The organism is Rhizobium croatiense, assembly GCF_019793465.1.
GTDB lineage: Bacteria > Pseudomonadota > Alphaproteobacteria > Rhizobiales > Rhizobiaceae > Rhizobium > Rhizobium croatiense.
Map to the genome: position 1 here is coordinate 216502 of NZ_JAILYJ010000004.1, position 15337 is coordinate 231838.

14 protein-coding genes and 1 other RNA gene are annotated in these 15337 nt (G+C 62.9%); 7 read left to right on the forward strand and 8 right to left on the reverse strand.

Features of this window, described 5'->3' with window-relative positions:
- Positions 1-3: 3 nt before the first annotated feature.
- The 3 genes from hflK to K6M89_RS09030 all read right to left on the reverse strand — a co-directional run bounded on the left by hflK (position 4) and on the right by K6M89_RS09030 (position 2566).
- Positions 4-1089: an FtsH protease activity modulator HflK gene (gene hflK, locus K6M89_RS09020; RefSeq protein ID WP_222139185.1), complete on the reverse strand. Its 1086-nt coding sequence runs from the start codon at positions 1087-1089 to the stop codon at positions 4-6.
- Between the two features lie 150 nt (positions 1090-1239).
- Entirely contained in the window at positions 1240-1758 is a 519-nt protein-coding gene (locus K6M89_RS09025; protein WP_222139186.1) for a dihydrofolate reductase, read from the reverse strand.
- Positions 1759-1771: 13 nt separating this feature from the next.
- Entirely contained in the window at positions 1772-2566 is a 795-nt protein-coding gene (locus tag K6M89_RS09030; protein WP_222139187.1) for a thymidylate synthase, read from the reverse strand.
- A 110-nt stretch (positions 2567-2676) separates the two neighbouring features.
- On the opposite strand from K6M89_RS09030, the gene ssrA reads away from it, so the two are divergent.
- From ssrA to K6M89_RS09050, 4 genes are all read left to right on the forward strand, one after another.
- Positions 2677-3039, forward strand: a transfer-messenger RNA (tmRNA) gene (gene ssrA / locus K6M89_RS09035).
- Positions 3040-3167: 128 nt separating this feature from the next.
- Positions 3168-3683 (forward strand): SspB family protein, encoded by a 516-nt coding sequence (locus K6M89_RS09040; RefSeq protein ID WP_009996660.1) that lies wholly within the window; start codon positions 3168-3170, stop codon positions 3681-3683.
- Between the two features lie 50 nt (positions 3684-3733).
- Positions 3734-3928 carry a DUF4169 family protein gene (locus tag K6M89_RS09045; RefSeq protein ID WP_011426047.1) on the forward strand — a complete coding sequence of 65 codons (195 nt, stop codon included), beginning with the start codon at positions 3734-3736 and terminating at the stop codon, positions 3926-3928.
- 104 nt (positions 3929-4032) lie between these two features.
- A complete protein-coding gene (locus K6M89_RS09050) occupies positions 4033-4257 on the forward strand; it encodes a ribbon-helix-helix domain-containing protein (protein WP_222139188.1) in 225 nt (74 codons plus the stop codon).
- 67 nt (positions 4258-4324) lie between these two features.
- Here K6M89_RS09050 and K6M89_RS09055 read toward each other — a convergent pair whose 3' ends face one another.
- The 3 genes from K6M89_RS09055 to K6M89_RS09065 form a co-directional block, all read right to left on the reverse strand.
- Positions 4325-8029, reverse strand: a complete 3705-nt coding sequence (locus K6M89_RS09055; RefSeq protein WP_222139189.1) for an AsmA family protein — start codon at positions 8027-8029, stop codon at positions 4325-4327.
- 89 nt (positions 8030-8118) lie between these two features.
- On the reverse strand, positions 8119-9531 hold the full coding sequence (locus K6M89_RS09060) for an FAD-binding oxidoreductase (RefSeq protein WP_222139190.1): 1413 nt from the start codon (positions 9529-9531) through the stop codon (positions 8119-8121).
- 149 nt (positions 9532-9680) lie between these two features.
- Positions 9681-10715 (reverse strand): aldo/keto reductase, encoded by a 1035-nt coding sequence (locus tag K6M89_RS09065; protein WP_222139191.1) that lies wholly within the window; start codon positions 10713-10715, stop codon positions 9681-9683.
- Positions 10716-10807: 92 nt separating this feature from the next.
- Between K6M89_RS09065 and K6M89_RS09070 the strand changes: the two genes are divergently transcribed.
- Together K6M89_RS09070 and K6M89_RS09075 are read left to right on the forward strand one after the other, a co-directional pair.
- The gene (locus K6M89_RS09070; protein WP_222139192.1) at positions 10808-11710 is read left to right on the forward strand and encodes a LysR family transcriptional regulator; all 903 of its coding nucleotides are present in this window, start codon (positions 10808-10810) and stop codon (positions 11708-11710) included.
- A gap of 233 nt (positions 11711-11943) precedes the next feature.
- Positions 11944-13038, forward strand: a complete 1095-nt coding sequence (locus K6M89_RS09075; RefSeq protein WP_222139193.1) for an AbrB family protein — start codon at positions 11944-11946, stop codon at positions 13036-13038.
- Between the two features lie 18 nt (positions 13039-13056).
- On the opposite strand, the gene K6M89_RS09080 is transcribed toward K6M89_RS09075, so the two are convergent.
- Positions 13057-13926: an AraC family transcriptional regulator gene (locus K6M89_RS09080; RefSeq protein ID WP_222139194.1), complete on the reverse strand. Its 870-nt coding sequence runs from the start codon at positions 13924-13926 to the stop codon at positions 13057-13059.
- 44 nt (positions 13927-13970) lie between these two features.
- Between K6M89_RS09080 and K6M89_RS09085 the strand changes: the two genes are divergently transcribed.
- Complete coding sequence (locus tag K6M89_RS09085) at positions 13971-14378, forward strand: PTH2-like family protein (protein WP_222139195.1); 408 nt, start codon at positions 13971-13973, stop codon at positions 14376-14378.
- Positions 14379-14497: 119 nt separating this feature from the next.
- Here the strand turns inward: K6M89_RS09085 and K6M89_RS09090 are convergent, their stop codons facing one another.
- Positions 14498-15163, reverse strand: coding sequence for a YiaD family glycine zipper/OmpA-like lipoprotein (locus K6M89_RS09090; protein ID WP_004673336.1), 666 nt, complete (start codon positions 15161-15163; stop codon positions 14498-14500).
- Positions 15164-15337 lie beyond the last annotated feature (174 nt).

Consider the following 15337-nt stretch of genomic DNA (forward strand, 5'->3'; position numbering starts at 1 on the left):
GGCTCAACCTCCCTGCTGCGACGGTCTGGAGATCTCGTTGAGCGGCAGATAGGGTACGACCCCCTGCTTCTCTTCGATGATGACCTTCCTGGAATTCTTCAGCACCTGTTCCATCGTTTCCAGGAACAACCGCTTGCGGGTGACGTCGGGCGCCTTCGAATATTGTTCGTCGATGGCGATGAAGCGCTGCGCCTCGCCCTCCGCTTCCTTGACGACGCGGCCCTTGTAGGCGGCTGCATCTTCGCGGATGCGGGCGCCGTCACCGCGCGCCTGACCGAGCTTCTGGTTGGCGTACTGATTGGCTTCTTCCACCAGGCGCTGCTTATCCTGATCGGCGCGCTGCACCTCCTGGAAGGCATCGGCCACTTCACGCGGCGGCGCCACGTCCTCGATCGTCACCTTGTTGACCGAAATGCCGGAACTGTAACGCGACATCGTATCCTGGATGATATTGGCGACTTCGCTGGCGATCTCCAGGCGCCGGTCGCGGAACGCATCCTGCGCCGGACGGCGGCCGACCACTTCGCGCATCGCGCTTTCGGAAACCTGCTGCAGCGTCTGCGCCGGGCTTTCGACGTTGAAGAGATAGGCGCGCGCGTCGCTGATCTGATAGAGAACGTTGAAGCGGACATTGAGGATGTTCTGATCGCCCGACAGCATCAGCCCGCCGGCCGTGTTGCTGCTGCCCTGCGTGCCGCCGACATTCAGCAGCTGCTCGGTGACCTTGACGATCTCGACCGTATCCATCGGCCAGAAATGGAAATGCAGACCCGGCATCGACACCGTTTCCCGCGGCTTGCCGAAGCGCAGCTCGACGCCGCGTTCGTCCGGCTGGACGGTGTAGACGCACTGGATCAGCCAGAAGACGGCGACGATCGCCAAAACGATCACCGCCACGCCGCCGTTGAAACCGCCGGGAACGATGTTGCGCAGCTGGTCCTGGCCGCGCCGGATAATATCTTCCAGATCGGGCGGTCCGCCCTTGCCGCCGCTGCCGCGTGGTCGGTTCGGCCCCTGACCCCATGGTCCCTGATTGTTACCGCCGCCGCCCCAAGGGCCGCCGCCGCCATTCTGATTGCTCCAGGGCATCAAAACCTCGTTGTTCGTTAAAGTCTTCCCCGCATCCTGGACCGTGGGGGCTGACCGGCGGATGCGTTGGTGACCGTTATAGGTATCACCGCACCGGCTTTCAACGCAGCGTGAGAAACTTGGTCAATTTAATTGGAAAATAGTTCGTTTTCACGCACGACGGCGGTCATAGACGACGTAGCGGGTGGGATAGCTGTCCCTTTCGCCGACCGGCACCTCGATTGTCTCTCCCGCCTGCCAGAGATCGGGATCGATCTCAGGAAACGACGCATCGCCGTCGAGATCGGCCTCGACATGGGTGATGCAGAGCCGGTCGGCCAGATTGATCGCTTGCGCGTAGATCTGGCTGCCGCCGATGATGCAGATCTCGTCGGCGGCGGTTTCGAGCGCCAGCCTTTCAGCCGCGTCCATCGCCTCCGGCAGCGAATGCGCCATACTGATAGCGGGATCGTCAATCGCCGCTTGCCGCGAGATGACCACGTTCGGCCGTCCCGGCAGCGGCTTGCCGATCGAATCGTAGGTCTTGCGGCCCATTACGACAGGCTTGCCCAATGTCAGCGCCTTGAAGCGCTTGAGGTCGCTCGACAGCCGCCACGGCATGTCGCCGTCGCGGCCGATGGTGCCGTTGCGGGCAACGGCGGCGATGATGGTCCTGCGGATATCGGCCATGAAATGTCCCGGATCAGACGGCGATCGGCGCCTTGATGCTGGCATCGGCCTCGTAGCCGATCAGCTCGAAATCATCGAAGGTGAAGCCGAAAATGTCCTTCACCTCAGGATTGATGCGCATGAAGGGCAGCGGCTTCGGCCGGCGCGTCAACTGCAGCTTCGCCTGGTCGAAATGGTTGTGGTAGAGATGGGCGTCGCCGAGCGTGTGGACGAAATCGCCGGGTTTGAGCCCCGTCACCTCAGCCACCATCATCGTCAAAAGCGCATATGAGGCGATGTTGAACGGCACACCGAGGAAGATGTCGGCGGAGCGCTGGTAGAGCTGGCAGGAGAGCCTGCCGTCGGCGACATAGAATTGGAACAGGCAATGGCAGGGCGGCAGCGCCATATTGTCGACTTCGGCCGGATTCCAGGCCGAGACGATGTGGCGGCGCGAATTCGGATTGTTGACGATGCCTTTGACCAGATTGGCGATCTGGTCGATATGGCCGCCGTCCGGTGCCGGCCAGGAGCGCCATTGGGCGCCATAGACCGGGCCGAGGTCGCCGTTCTCGTCGGCCCACTCATCCCAGATCGAGACGCCGTTCTCCTTGAGATAGCGGATATTCGTTTCACCCTTGAGGAACCACAAAAGCTCGTGGATGATCGAGCGCAGATGCAGCTTCTTCGTGGTCAGCACGGGAAAGCCTTCTTCGAGATCGAAGCGCATCTGGTAGCCGAAAACCGAGCGGGTACCGGTGCCGGTGCGGTCGCCCCGATCGGAGCCCTTTTCCATCACATGCTTCAGGAGATCGAGATATTGCTGCATGGCGCGCTGATTCCGTTTTCTCCAATTTAAGCCTTCGCCTTCAGGAAACCAATCGCCGGCGGGCGTTTTCCCGTTCTTTCTATGCCGGAGATAAAGCTTTTGTGACGATTGCCCTTTCCTTGGGCGAAGGAAATCACTATATCAGCCCTGCCGGCTTTCGGGCCGGCTATGGCAATAAATGAGCGGTGTAATAAACCTATTGGACCCGGGGGCGGTACCCGGCGCCTCCACCAAAAACCGGCGGCAAGGAAGGCCGGCTTTTGATGGGGGCGAAACAGGATCGACAAGGGTGTAAAGATCGACTTTTTGCTCGGCATTGTACCGCCGTTATCGGGCTAAAATTGTAGTTGCAAACGACAACTATGCGGAAGCTCGTCTCGCTGCTTAATCGCGGTGTGACACTTCAATCAAAGTCCTAGTGGTTCGCACCTCTAGGCGGGGTCCGAAGGCACCTGGCAACAGAAGCCTTCACCTTCTCCCTGCTGATGAAATCATGTATGCTGCGAAAAAACGTGACTCGGCTCCGGTCTTTCCCAAGGCGCCCGGACGTGGCATATAACCTTGTGAAAAGACTTCCGAACCGACGAAAGACAGGAAAAGCATGGGGCAGGATCATATCCGCTACGACATTCTGGCGCAGGATGCACTTCGCGGCGTCATCCGCAAGGTTTTGGCGGAAGTCGCAACGACGGGCCGTCTGCCCGGCGACCATCACTTCTTCATCACCTTCCTGACGGGTGCGGCCGGCGTACGCATTTCCCAGCACCTGAAGTCGAAATATCCAGAGCAGATGACCATCGTCATCCAGCACCAGTTCTGGGACCTGAAGATCACCGAGACGCATTTCGAAATCGGCCTTTCCTTCTCCGACGTTCCGGAAAAGCTGGTCATTCCGTTCAATGCGATCCGCGGCTTCTACGATCCCTCCGTCAATTTCGAGCTCGAATTCGATGTGCCGCTCGCCGATGGCGAGGAGCTGCCGTCCGGCGAGATCACCGCCTATCCGGTCGATGCCGCAGGAAAGCCTGACGAAACCGCCGGCGCAAAACCGGCCGACGGCGAAGAGAAGAAACCGGGTTCCGTCGTCTCGCTCGACTCCTTCCGCAAGAAGCAGTGATTTCAAAGGGAGGCCCAGCCTCCCTTTTTTAAGGGATTTCAGCCATCGCCATGAGCGCCGAAATCATCAATCTGCGCCAGTTCCGCAAGAAGCAGGCCCGCTCTGAGAAAGAGAAACAGGCCGAGCAGAACCGTATTTCCTTCGGACGGACCAAGGCCGAAAAGCAGCTGACCCGCAGCCTGAACGAGAAGGCCGACAAGGCTCACCGCGACGGCCGGATCGAGACGGATGACGACGGCGCATGAGGCTTCACGCAAAGCTGGAAAAGCCGAAAACGAATCTGCGATCAGCCACTTGCACGATTTGCTTGAATCGACCTTCGAAGCCGATTGCGATGTGAACGTCCTTCATGATTCGCAAGCACTCGGCAACACTGCATGGCCATCGCACCAGTTTTTCGCTGGAAGATGAATTCTGGGCCGAACTGAAGACGATCGCGGCAGGCCGCTCGATGTCGCTGGCCGCCCTGATTTCCGAGATCGACGACCACCGCCAGCCAGACAGCAACCTGTCCTCGGCGCTGCGGCTCCATGTGCTTTGCTGGGCGAAGGCCTCCGGTGGCCGCCAGCCGTGACGCAGATATAAAGGCGATTCCGCTAACACGAAGACCTGAAGCGCCTCAGGTCAATCCCCGCGCGCCGTCATTGCGCCTGAACGCCCGGCACCTGATCGAAATTGAGTGGACCGGGCTGGGCCTGCCCGTTGCGCCGCGCCGCTTCCGCAGCTGCCCTCGCCTGCGCATCGGCCTTGTCCCTGGCTTCCGCCGCGCGCGCGGCCTCCGCCTCGGCGGCCGCCTTCTGCGCCGCCGCTGCTTGTGCCAGTGCGCGCAACCGCTCTTCCTCCGCCTGCCTTTGCCGCTCGATCTCGGCGGCCCTGACGCGCTCGGCGTCATTGAACCGATAGAGCGCGGCCTCGCGACGCAACCGCTGCTTTTCGAGCACGATCGCCTGCAGCCGCTCGACGCGCCGCCGTTCGCGTTCGAAGGCGCGCAGCGACAGGTAGCTGGTGATATCGGTCACATCCATCGTCTTGCCGGGGGACGGCAACAGGCCGGAAAAATTCAGCCTGAGCGCCGGCTCGGCGCCGGGAAGCGTTTCCGTACCGGGATTGAGGCCGATACCGACCGTCGCACTGATCCGCTCTTCCGGCAGCGCAATCTGTGCATCAGCGGTGACGCGGGCCAGATCGTTGGCGACGGTGACATTCTGCACCCTCAGCGTCCCGTCGGTAATATTGAAAGGAATGCCGAGCGGCGGCAGCTTCGCCTCGCCGTTGCTGAGCAGCGTCTCGACGATCGGGTGCACCTTGCCGGCATTGATCTGTTCCTGCATCGTGTCGGTTGCGGCAAGCAGCGGCGGAAGGATGGCAAGGTTCAGTCCGCGTACGCTGGTGTCGCCGAGCCGCAATTCACCCGAACCGTTGAGCGAGCTGGCGATTTCGCCGACCGTCTTGCCCGAGGCCTCCATTGACAGCGACAGGCCGAACTTACCATTGGCGATCGGCGCACCGTCACGCAGCCAGACGACGCCGGCAAGATCGGAATCGGCAAGCGCAAGCTTCGTCTGCAGGAAACCCGTGCCGTCGGCATTGGTAAAAAGCAGGTTGCCGGAGAGCTTGCCACCGTCCCAGTTGCCGGCCATGTCGTTGAGCTGCAGTTCGTCGCCCTTATAGGCGACGTTGCTGGTAAAATCGGACACTGCCGTTTCCGGCAGGCCGGGCCAGAACTCCTTGGCCGAAAGTTTCACCTTGACGTCGAGATCCTTGAAGACGGGCAAGCCCAAGGGGGCCTTTGTCAGCGCACCGTTGGCGGGATCGACGATCTGGCCGAATATAGCCTCGCCCAGCCAGCCGGCATCGGCTTTGGAGAGCGTTAGCGCGCCACTCGCCGTCGTTTTCGCGGCCTTCCGATCGAAGTTCAGTGCCCCTGAAAATGCGTTGTCGGCCGCATGCCCCTTGATATCGGACAAGGCGATCTTGTCGCTGTCGACGGCGGCATTGGCCTGCAGGCCGAACGGCAATCCCGTTCCGGTCTGCGGCAGGGCGATGCCGTTCATGATGAGATAGGGGTCGATATCGGCGCTATCGAGCGAAAGCGCGATCTGACCATTCATGAAACTCTCCGGCCGGACATCGATCTTGCCGTTAGCGGTAAACGAAGTCCGGTCGGTGGCAAAGGTCAGCGCCGCATCGGCGGGATCATTGCCCGATGCCTTCACCTTCAGCGTCAGGCGGCCGTTGGCGCCGACATCGACCGGCAGCGGGTCGAGCCCGGCCTGGCCGAAGAGGATCGACGGCACGGCGTTTTCGAGCGTCGCCTCGAGGCTCGTCGTGCCGTTGCCGGTCAGCGCCAGCAGATCGGACATGCGATAGTCGAGATTGACGCGGCTGCCGTTCGCCACACCGGCCAGCGTCACCGTCAGCGCATTGCCTTCGTCGCCGCCGAGCGTCAGCGCGCCGCGCAATGCCGTATTGCCGTACCAGCCGGAGTTGCGCACCAGCCGGTCGAGCACCGGGTGGTGCGGCAGATGCTCGCGCAGCATGGTGAAGAAGCCGCCGGGATCGGCCGACTTGAAGGTGATCTCGCCCGCACCCTTGTAGTCGAGCAGCGAGCCTTCCGCCCGGCCCGTCGCCGTCAGCTCGGCGCCGGCGAGATTCTTGACCGACAACCGGTCGACCGCAAGCGCCCCGTCGGCGATCGTGAAGGTGGTTTCGACATTCTCGGCTTCGACGCCGAAGGCGGTGAACTTATCGGCCTTGAGCTGGGCGGCGATCTTGTGATCGAGGACATTATCGCCGCTATCCTGGCCTGTCGCGAGCCCGGCCAGCGCCTGCAGCGCGTCAAGATCGAGCGTGTCGCCGTTCAGCGCCACCGATAGGGTCGGCGTCTGGCCGGAGATCGCCTGCCGCTCCAGCCTGCCCTTCAGCGTCGCCGACCCGACGGCGATTTCGAGATTCTCGAACCGCTGCAATTCATGAGTGAGGCTGACATTGGCGGAAAAACCGGCCTGCCGCAATTGCCGGATGGCCGGATCGACCGAGCCGGCCAGCCAGGAGGCAAGCCCCGTCGGCTGGTTCGAGGCCAACACGATCTGGCCGTTGAACGAGGGCTCGCCCTGAAGCAGGAGCTTGCCCTTGCCTTCCACCAAGGTGCGCCCCGGCAGCGTGCCGATAGCGCTGTCGATCATCCAGCCGGTGCCGGCCGGCTCCAGCTCCAGTTGCACGTCGCGCAGCGTCGTGTCGCCGGCGACGATTGCCGGCAGCTTGACGCTCGCTTTGCCCGGCACTTGCGGGATCGGCACCTGCGCAACGATATCGATCAGCGAATTCAATCGCTGGCGCGCCGAAACCGCGGGATCCCGCGTCGTCTTGCCGGCTGCGCCTTCATTGCCGATGCGGTTGACGTCGATCTGCTGCCCGTCGGCCGTCAGCAGGAATTCCGGCGCATTGCCGGTGTCGAGCGTCGCCTCGCCTGTTATGACATAGGGATCGTCCGTCGGGCCGATCTCCATCCGGTATTCGGGAATGCGGATGCGTTCGTTGGTAAGTTCGAAGCGACCCTTGACCCGCGGCGGCTGCTCGTTCTTGTTCGCCGATTTGGCGCTGTTGCGGTTTTCGATCGCCGCTGAAAGCTGGCCCTGGTAGTTCGGCTTGCGATCGACGAGCTTCAGCTCGCCGTCAAGATCGATGCTGATCGGATGCTTATCAGGGGAAAGCTTCGTGCGCATGCGCAGCACGCCCTTCTCGTCCGGCTGGCTGCTCGAGAGCGAGAAATTCCCATGTTCGCCGTCGAGCGCCGCATCGCCCTCGATGCGCCAGGGACCGGCCAGCGACTTGGCCGACATCTCCGCATTCAGGCCGGTGATGCGGCGGCCCCGGCCCGACTGGTCGTCGATGAATTCGACTTCTCCGCCGCTAACATGCACATTTTCGAGGACGACCGTTTTCGCCGGTATTTCGGCGCGGCTGCCGCGCATCCAGTCGAGGGTACCGTCTTTGAGCAATCTGAGGCGCACCTTCGGATTGACGACGCGCATGTCGAAAATCAGCGCCTCGCCCGACAGGAAAGGCGCAAGCTCCGCATCCATGGAAAACTGTTCGACCTTGACGATCGGCGTGCCGTCGGCTTCCTGGCCGACACGCACGTCATGCAGCGTGACCGACGGAAACGGCAACAGGCGGGCATCGACCGTGCCGTGGACGGTGACTTTCTTGCCGATGATGCGGCTTGCCTGATCCTCGAAGTTCTTGCGGAAATCCGTCCAGTCGATGAACAGCGGCGCAAGCAGCGCCACAAACAGCGCTACGACGATCACTCCCCCCAGAAAGACGAGGAACCGGCCTACCAATGCAAGGATTCTCCATTCGGGATTCTATTGCCGACACTAGCGCTATTCATGCCGGGGGCAAGGCCCAAGTTCATGAGAATATTCCGTTTTCAGCCGTGATGGAAAATCTTGCCGGGATTGAAGATGCCGTCTGGATCGAGCGCCTGCTTCACCTGTCGCATCAGATCCACCGTGCCTCCCAGCTCCTGCTCCAGGAAGGCCATCTTTCCCTGCCCGATTCCATGTTCGCCGGTGCATGTCCCGTCCATGTCGAGCGCCCGCCGGTTGAGCCGCTGCACGAAGCTCTCGGCCATGGCAATGTCGTCGGCGCGTTTATCATCGAACAGCAGCAGCACGTGGAAGTTCCCGTCGCCGGCATGACCGACGATTGGGCCGAGCAGCCCGTGTTCCTCGATATCCGCCTGGGTTTGCGAAACGCAATCGGCAAGCCGCGATATCGGAACACAAACATCGGTCGAAAGTGCGGCAAGCCCTGGCGCCAGCGCCCTGGCCGACCAATAGGCATCGTGGCGCGCCTTCCAGAGTTTGGTCCGCTCCTCGGCATTGGCGGTCCAGAGGAATTCGCTCCCACCGCATTCAGCGGCAATCTCGGCAAAGGCTGCCGATTGCAGCGGCACGGTTTCGTCGGTGCCGTGGAATTCGAGAAACAGTGTCGGGCTTTCGGCATAGGAAAGCCCGGAATAGGCATTGCACGCCCGCATCTGCACCGCATCGAGCAACTCGATGCGCGCCACCGGAATGCCCATCTGGATCGTCATGATGACGGCATCGCAGGCCGCCTTGATGCTCGGAAAGGCGCAGACGCCACCGGCGATTTTCTGCGGGATCGCCTGCAGGCGCAGCGTCACCGAGGTCAATATTCCGAGTGTGCCTTCGGCGCCGACAAAGAGCCGCGTCAGGTCGTAGCCGGCCGAGGACTTGCGGGCACGCCGGGCGGTACGGATTTCCTCGCCATTGGCGGTGACCGCCGTGACGGCGAGCACATTGTCCTTCATCGTCCCGTAGCGTACGGCATTGGTGCCCGAGGCCCGCGTCGACGCCATGCCGCCGATCGACGCATTGGCACCGGGATCGATCGGGAAGAACAGGCCGGTATCGCGCAGGTGGATATTCAAGGCCTCGCGAGTGATACCGGGCTCGACCGTGCAGTCGAGATCCTCGGGATTGACCTCGAGCACGCGGTTCATGCGGCTGAAATCGATCGAAATACCGCCATTGGCGGCATTGACCTGTCCCTCCAGCGAGGAGCCGGTGCCGAAGCCGATCACCGGCACCTTGTGGGTCGCGCAGACCCTGACCGCCATCTTCACATCCTCGGCACTCTCGGCAAAGAGCACACCGTCTGGCAGCTGCGACGGAATATAGGTGGTCGTATGGGCATGCTGTTCGCGGAAGGATTGGCCGGTCTGGAAGCGCTCTCCGAAGCTCTGCTTGAGAATGCCGAGCACAGCGGCAATGCCCGCCTCGTTGCGTGTGCCGGCCTTTGCGTCCTTCAGCGCCATCTCTTTGATCTCCCTGCCATTCCAAGGAACCACGTCGTGTTTCGTGGGACCAGGGAGGGTATGCGGCAAGTCAAAGCGGCTGTCCAGTTAAGAATGGGAGAAGATTTCATTCCCCTTTTGTCATAGGACGGTCCGCTTTGTCCGACACCTCAGACGATCGGCGGATTGAGCCGGGCGAAGCCCTCCTGCCGTCGATATGGGAAATAGGGATAGGGCGCCGTCGCGGCGCTGACTGCGTCGAACCTTTCGATCTGCTCCTTCGACAGGCTCCAGCCGACGGCACCGAGGTTCTGCCTGAGTTGCTCTTCGTTGCGGGCGCCGATGATGACGCTCGACACCGTCGGCCGGCCGAGCAGCCAGTTGATGGCGATCTGCGGCACCGTCTTGCCCGTCTCCGTTGCGACGGCGTCCAGCACCTCGACGATGTCGTAGAGCTTCTCGTCGTCGACAGGCGGGCCGTATTGCGCCGTCTCGTGCAGGCGGCTTGCCGCGGGCAGCGGCTCACCGCGGCGGATCTTGCCGGTCAGCCGCCCCCAGGCGAGCGGGCTCCAGACGAGAGCGCCCACGCCCTGGTCGGCGCCGAGCGGCATCAGTTCCCATTCGTAATCCCGCCCCGCCAGAGAATAGTAGACCTGGTGGGCGACATAACGCGGATGGCCGTGGCGCTCGGCGGTCGCCAGCGACTTCATCAGTTCCCAGCCGGCAAAATTGGAAACGCCGATATAGCGGATCTTGCCGGAGGCGATGAGCCCGTCAAGCGTCGACAGCACCTCCTCGACCGGCGTCGAGGCGTCGAAAGCGTGAAGCTGCAGAAGGTCGATATAGTCGGTCCCAAGCCGCCGCAGCGCCTCCTCGGTCGCGCGGATCAGCCGCGCCCGCGACGTTCCCCAGTCCTGCGGTCCCTCACCCGTCGGCAACGCCGTCTTCGTCGAGATCAGCACGGCATCGCGCCGGCCGCGGATCGCCTGGCCGAGCACTTCCTCGGAAGCGCCGGCCGAATAGACATCCGCCGTATCGAAAAGATTGACGCCGGCTTCGAGACAGATGTCGACGAGCCGTCGCGCCTCCTCGGCATCGGTATTGCCCCATGCGCCAAACAGCGGCCCGCTGCCGCCGAAGGTGCCGGCGCCGAAGCTCAAGACTGGCACCCTCAGGCCGGATGCGCCGAGATTTCTATATTCCATGGCTCTGTCTCCTGTGTTTCTCCTGAGATAGACCCGGCCCCCGTGGTGATATAGATTGCCTTTCAGCAAAGCATTTGTGATTTGAATTCATCATGGGCCGCCAGGACATCAACCGCTCCGGCGAGATGGAAATCTTCGTCAGCGTCGTCGAGCGCGGCGGCTTTTCCGCGGCCGCCACGGTGCGGCGCATGACGCCGTCCGCCGTCAGCAAGCTCGTCGCCCGGTTGGAGGCTCGCCTCGGCGTTCGCCTCGTCAACCGCTCCACCCGCAAACTGCAGCTGACACCGGAGGGATGCGCCTTCTATGAGCGCAGCATCGCCATCCTTGCCGATATCGCCGAGGCCGAACGCCAGGCCTCATCCGGCGAGGAAGCGGCAGGCCGCATCCGCATCAACACCAGCGGCTCCTTCGGCAATCATGTGCTGGCGCCGCTCGTGCCCGCCTTCATGGCGCTTCATCCCGCTGTGACGCTGGATATTGCCCATACCGACAGCATCGTCGACCTGATGGCGGAGCGCGCCGACGTCGCGATCCGCGCCGGGCCGTTGAAGAGTTCCAGCCTGATCGCCCGCAAGCTCGGCGCCACCGGCAAGATTATCGTTGCCTCGCCTGATTACCTCAGGCGTCACGGCGAACCGCGCACGGTCGCCGATCTTCGTCGCCATTGCCGTATCGGCTTTTCCTATGCCCGCGCCATCGAGGGCTGGCCGATGCGGGAGGACGGCGAGACGGTGACGATCCCCATCACGCCCGGCATTCAAGTCGCAGACGGCGAAGCGATGCGGCATCTCGCTCTGTCCGGCGCCGGCCTTGCCCGACTGGCCGCCTTCACTGTACGCGCCGATATCGAGGCAGGTCGGCTGGTGCCGGTGCTCGAAGGGGCAAACCCCGGCGATCTCGAGGAGTTCTACGTCCTTTATATCGGCCAGGGCGGCCCACTGCCGGCGCGGGTACGCGCCTTGCTCGATTTTCTCGCCGGCCATGTGCGGCTCTGATGCATCGAACAAGATGGCACACACGAAAACAATGACTTGGACCTGTCACTTGAATCAACCTCACACCCGGGATAGCCGACCAGCCAGATTTCGCAATTGACCGCGCTCACGGTCCCCGCCTATACCGGGGCCGCGCCGACCGGCCTTGCAGCCGGCCTCTCTTCGTCGAGCCGGAGCTTCCTTCCATCTTCAGCCTCCGGGCTTGACACCGGCCAGGAAAGACATGGGGAAACATGCCGATCAGCCACGCACGCCGCCTGCTGCGCGATGCCGGCCTGCCGAAATGGGCGCTGTTGCTGGCGCTCTCGACCGCCTTCACCGTCTTCCTCGAACTCTTTGCGCTGCCCGCCTCGTTGCTGATCGGACCGATGGTCGCGGCCATCGTGCTGGCGCTGACCGTCGGCAAGGGAAAGCTTCGCGTCCCGCTCTGGCCGCTGCAACTCGGCCAGGTGCTCGTCGGCCTGATGATGGCGCGCACCATCACCCCTGATATTCTCGGCACCATGGCGAAGGATGCGCCGCTCTTCCTGCTGTTCATCTTCTCCGTCATTGCTATTGCCACTGGTCTCGGCTGGCTCCTGACGCGGTGGCAGGTGCTGCCCGGAACGACCGCCGTCTGGGGCTCCTCGCCGGGCGGCGCCTCGGCGATGGTCATCATGTCGGAAGCCTATGGCGCCGATGCCCGGCTCGTCGCCTTCATGCAGTATCTGCGTGTCGTCTTCGTCGCCGTCGGCGCCTCGGTGATTTCACGCCTGTGGGTGGCCGCCGACGGCGCCGAGCCGCCGCCGCTCATCCTCTTTCCCGAAGTCGACTGGCCTGCCCTTGCAGCGACGATGGCCTTTGCCGTCCTCTGTGCCTATACCGTGCGGCGCCTGCGCATCCAGGGCGGGATGATCATCGTGCCGCTCTTTCTCGGCGCCTTCCTGCAAGGCATCGGCCTGATGAAGATCGAGCTGCCAATGTGGCTGCTCGCCATCGCCTATGCGCTCGTCGGCTGGAGCATCGGCCTGCGCTTCACCCGGTCGATCCTTGAGCACGTGGCGCGCGCCCTGCCGCGAGTGTCGGCCTGCATCGTGCTGCTGATGGCGCTTTGCGGCTGCATGGCGGCCGCCCTTCACGTCTTCGCCGGCATCGATCCGCTGACGGCCTATCTCGCCACCAGCCCCGGCGGCGCCGATTCCGTCGCCATCATCGCCGCCTCTAGCAATGTCGACGTGCCCTTCGTGATGGCGATGCAAACCGGCCGTTTCCTCGTCATCCTGCTGATCGGCCCGACGCTTGCCCGCTTCATCGCCCGCCGCTCCGGTCTTGCGGAAAATCCCGTTTGAAGCGCCCTCAACGTGTGCCTAGCTGCCCGGATTGCGCGCCAGCGCCGCCCACTGCCCGGGCGTCATGCCGTAGGCCTTCTTGAAGTGGCGGTTGAGATGGCTCTGGTCGGCAAAGCCGGTCGCCGCTGCCGTGTCCGAAATGCCCTCACCCGCGCCGATCATGGCGCGGGCCCGCTGCAGCCGCCGCATTAGGAGGTAGCGATGCGGGCTCGTGGCGAAGGCCGCCCGGAAGTGCCGCGATAGCGCAAAACGATCGAGCCCGGTGACCGCTTCCAGTTCGCCGGAATGAACCGGCCGTGTGGCATGCGCTTCAAGATAATCGCGCGCCGCCCGTGTCTGCCGCCAGGCGACCGCTCCGAGCGGCCGGCGCGGCAAGCGCGCGTGCCGCGACAAACCGCCCGTCACCCGCGACACGAAATCATCGACGAAGAGCTCGTCCAGTTCGCGGTCGAGTTCGCCGAGAGCGGCAAGCAGCACGCCTGCCAGCGCCGGATCGCCGATGACCGGTTCATCGACGAACGGCAGCCCAAGGCCTTCCGCCTCCAGGCATTCGAGCAGCAGCGCCGGCTCCAGATAAAGCATGCGGTATTGCAGCCCGTCCTCCGTTCCCGCCCCGCCGTCGTGTTCCTCGTCGGGGTGCAGCACGATCACCTGCCCCGGCAGGCTGAAGCGCCGCTCGCCGCGATAGCGAAAGGTCTGCACGCCTTTCACGGTGACGCCGAGTGCATAGGTGTCGTGCCGGTGCGGCTCGAACGCATTGCCGGAGAATTGCGCGCCGATGCGCTCGATGCCGGGAAAGGCCGGCGCCGTCAGAATGCCGTTGCCGGATGGCCCCGTGCACAAACGTTCAAGACCTTCGAAGACCTGCGGATATAAATCCTGGCTCAATGCCCTCGATACTCCTATTCCATGCAGAGGTGAAAGACTGTCCGATGTTTGATACCAAAATCGCCGTTGTTCTGCGAAACAATCTTGCCGCCTGGCAGAAGCTGAACGTCACCGCCTTCCTGATGACCGGCGTCGCCCGCGGGCATCCCGAGATCATCGGCGAGCCCTACCGCGACCGTGCCGGCAACATCTACAACCCCTTGTCGATCCAGCCGATCATCGTGCTTTCCGCCGACGAGGCGACGATGTCGGCAATCCACCGCCGCGCGCTGGAACGGGATGTCACCGCCTCGCTCTTTATCGAGGAGATGTTCGCGACCGGTCACGACGCCGCCAATCGCGCCGTCTTCGCCGAATATGCGCCCGACGATGCCAAGGTCGTGGGCATCGCGCTGCGCGCCGAAAAGAAGATCGTCGACAAGGTCACCAAGGGCGCGACGATGCAGCATTGAACACATGTCTGTGGGCCCGGGACTAGATACGAATGAAGCAACGACGTAAGGCACGTTGACGCTTTAACAGAAAGAGGCCGGGAGCGACCCGGCCTTTCGTATACTCTGTCGAAACAGGCTCAGCCCTGGGTGATCGGCGCGATCTGGATTTCGACGCGGCGGTTCTGGGCGCGGCCCGCCTCGCTTGCATTGGAGGCGACCGGCTGGGAGGGGCCGAAGCCGACGGCGGAGACGCGGCGCTGGTCGATGCCCTGACCGCCGAGATAATCGGCGACCGAAAGCGCACGGCGCTGCGACAGATCCTGATTGTGCTGCAGGCTGCCGGTCGAATCGGTATGGCCGTTGACGTCGATCAGCGTCCGGTTGAACTTGCGCAGCACGATCGCCACCGAATTCAGCGTCGGATAGAAGCCCGGCTTCACCGCATCCTGGTCGACGTCGAAGGTGATATTCGAGGGCATGTTGAGAATGATGTTGTCGCCGTTGCGGGTTACCGAAATGCCGGTGCCTTCGAGCTGGGCGCGAAGTTCGGCTTCCTGCTGGTCCATGTAATTACCGATGGCTCCGCCGGCGAGAGCGCCGATACCGGCGCCGATCAGCGCCGCATTGCGCTTGCCGTGCCCGCCGCCGCCGACGGCGACGCCGACGAGAGCTCCGCCGAGCGCGCCGAGCGCTGCGCCGCCCGCGGTGTTGGAAACCTTCTGTTCACCGGTATAGGGATCGGTCGTCGTGCAGGCGCTGAGATAGCTTGCTGCGACAGCCAGAAGTATGAATTTCTTGATCATGGACAGGACGGTCTCCGTTCAAAGCTGATGCGAGCAAATGGCAAGGATTACGGCAAGAAAATGAAGAGGTTCCCTTGATAGGGGAATTTCAGGCGCGGAAATAGCAGCCATGTTGCTTGAATGCGCGGATATCACCAGTTTTAGCAACTCGATCACGCTGACGGGCAGCAGTCG

Coding starts and splice junctions, on each gene's coding strand:
- K6M89_RS09060 (WP_222139190.1), bottom strand. CDS start 9,531: ATGGCGCTGAAGGACGCAAAGGCCGGCACACGCAACGAGGCGGGCATT.
- K6M89_RS09090 (WP_004673336.1), bottom strand. CDS start 15,163: ATGATCAAGAAATTCATACTTCTGGCTGTCGCAGCAAGCTATCTCAGC.
- K6M89_RS09050 (WP_222139188.1), top strand. CDS start 4,033: ATGATTCGCAAGCACTCGGCAACACTGCATGGCCATCGCACCAGTTTT.
- K6M89_RS09085 (WP_222139195.1), top strand. CDS start 13,971: ATGTTTGATACCAAAATCGCCGTTGTTCTGCGAAACAATCTTGCCGCC.
- K6M89_RS09065 (WP_222139191.1), bottom strand. CDS start 10,715: ATGGAATATAGAAATCTCGGCGCATCCGGCCTGAGGGTGCCAGTCTTG.
- K6M89_RS09045 (WP_011426047.1), top strand. CDS start 3,734: ATGAGCGCCGAAATCATCAATCTGCGCCAGTTCCGCAAGAAGCAGGCC.
- hflK (WP_222139185.1), bottom strand. CDS start 1,089: ATGCCCTGGAGCAATCAGAATGGCGGCGGCGGCCCTTGGGGCGGCGGC.
- K6M89_RS09070 (WP_222139192.1), top strand. CDS start 10,808: ATGGGCCGCCAGGACATCAACCGCTCCGGCGAGATGGAAATCTTCGTC.
- K6M89_RS09025 (WP_222139186.1), bottom strand. CDS start 1,758: ATGGCCGATATCCGCAGGACCATCATCGCCGCCGTTGCCCGCAACGGC.
- K6M89_RS09030 (WP_222139187.1), bottom strand. CDS start 2,566: ATGCAGCAATATCTCGATCTCCTGAAGCATGTGATGGAAAAGGGCTCC.
- K6M89_RS09040 (WP_009996660.1), top strand. CDS start 3,168: ATGGGGCAGGATCATATCCGCTACGACATTCTGGCGCAGGATGCACTT.
- K6M89_RS09075 (WP_222139193.1), top strand. CDS start 11,944: ATGCCGATCAGCCACGCACGCCGCCTGCTGCGCGATGCCGGCCTGCCG.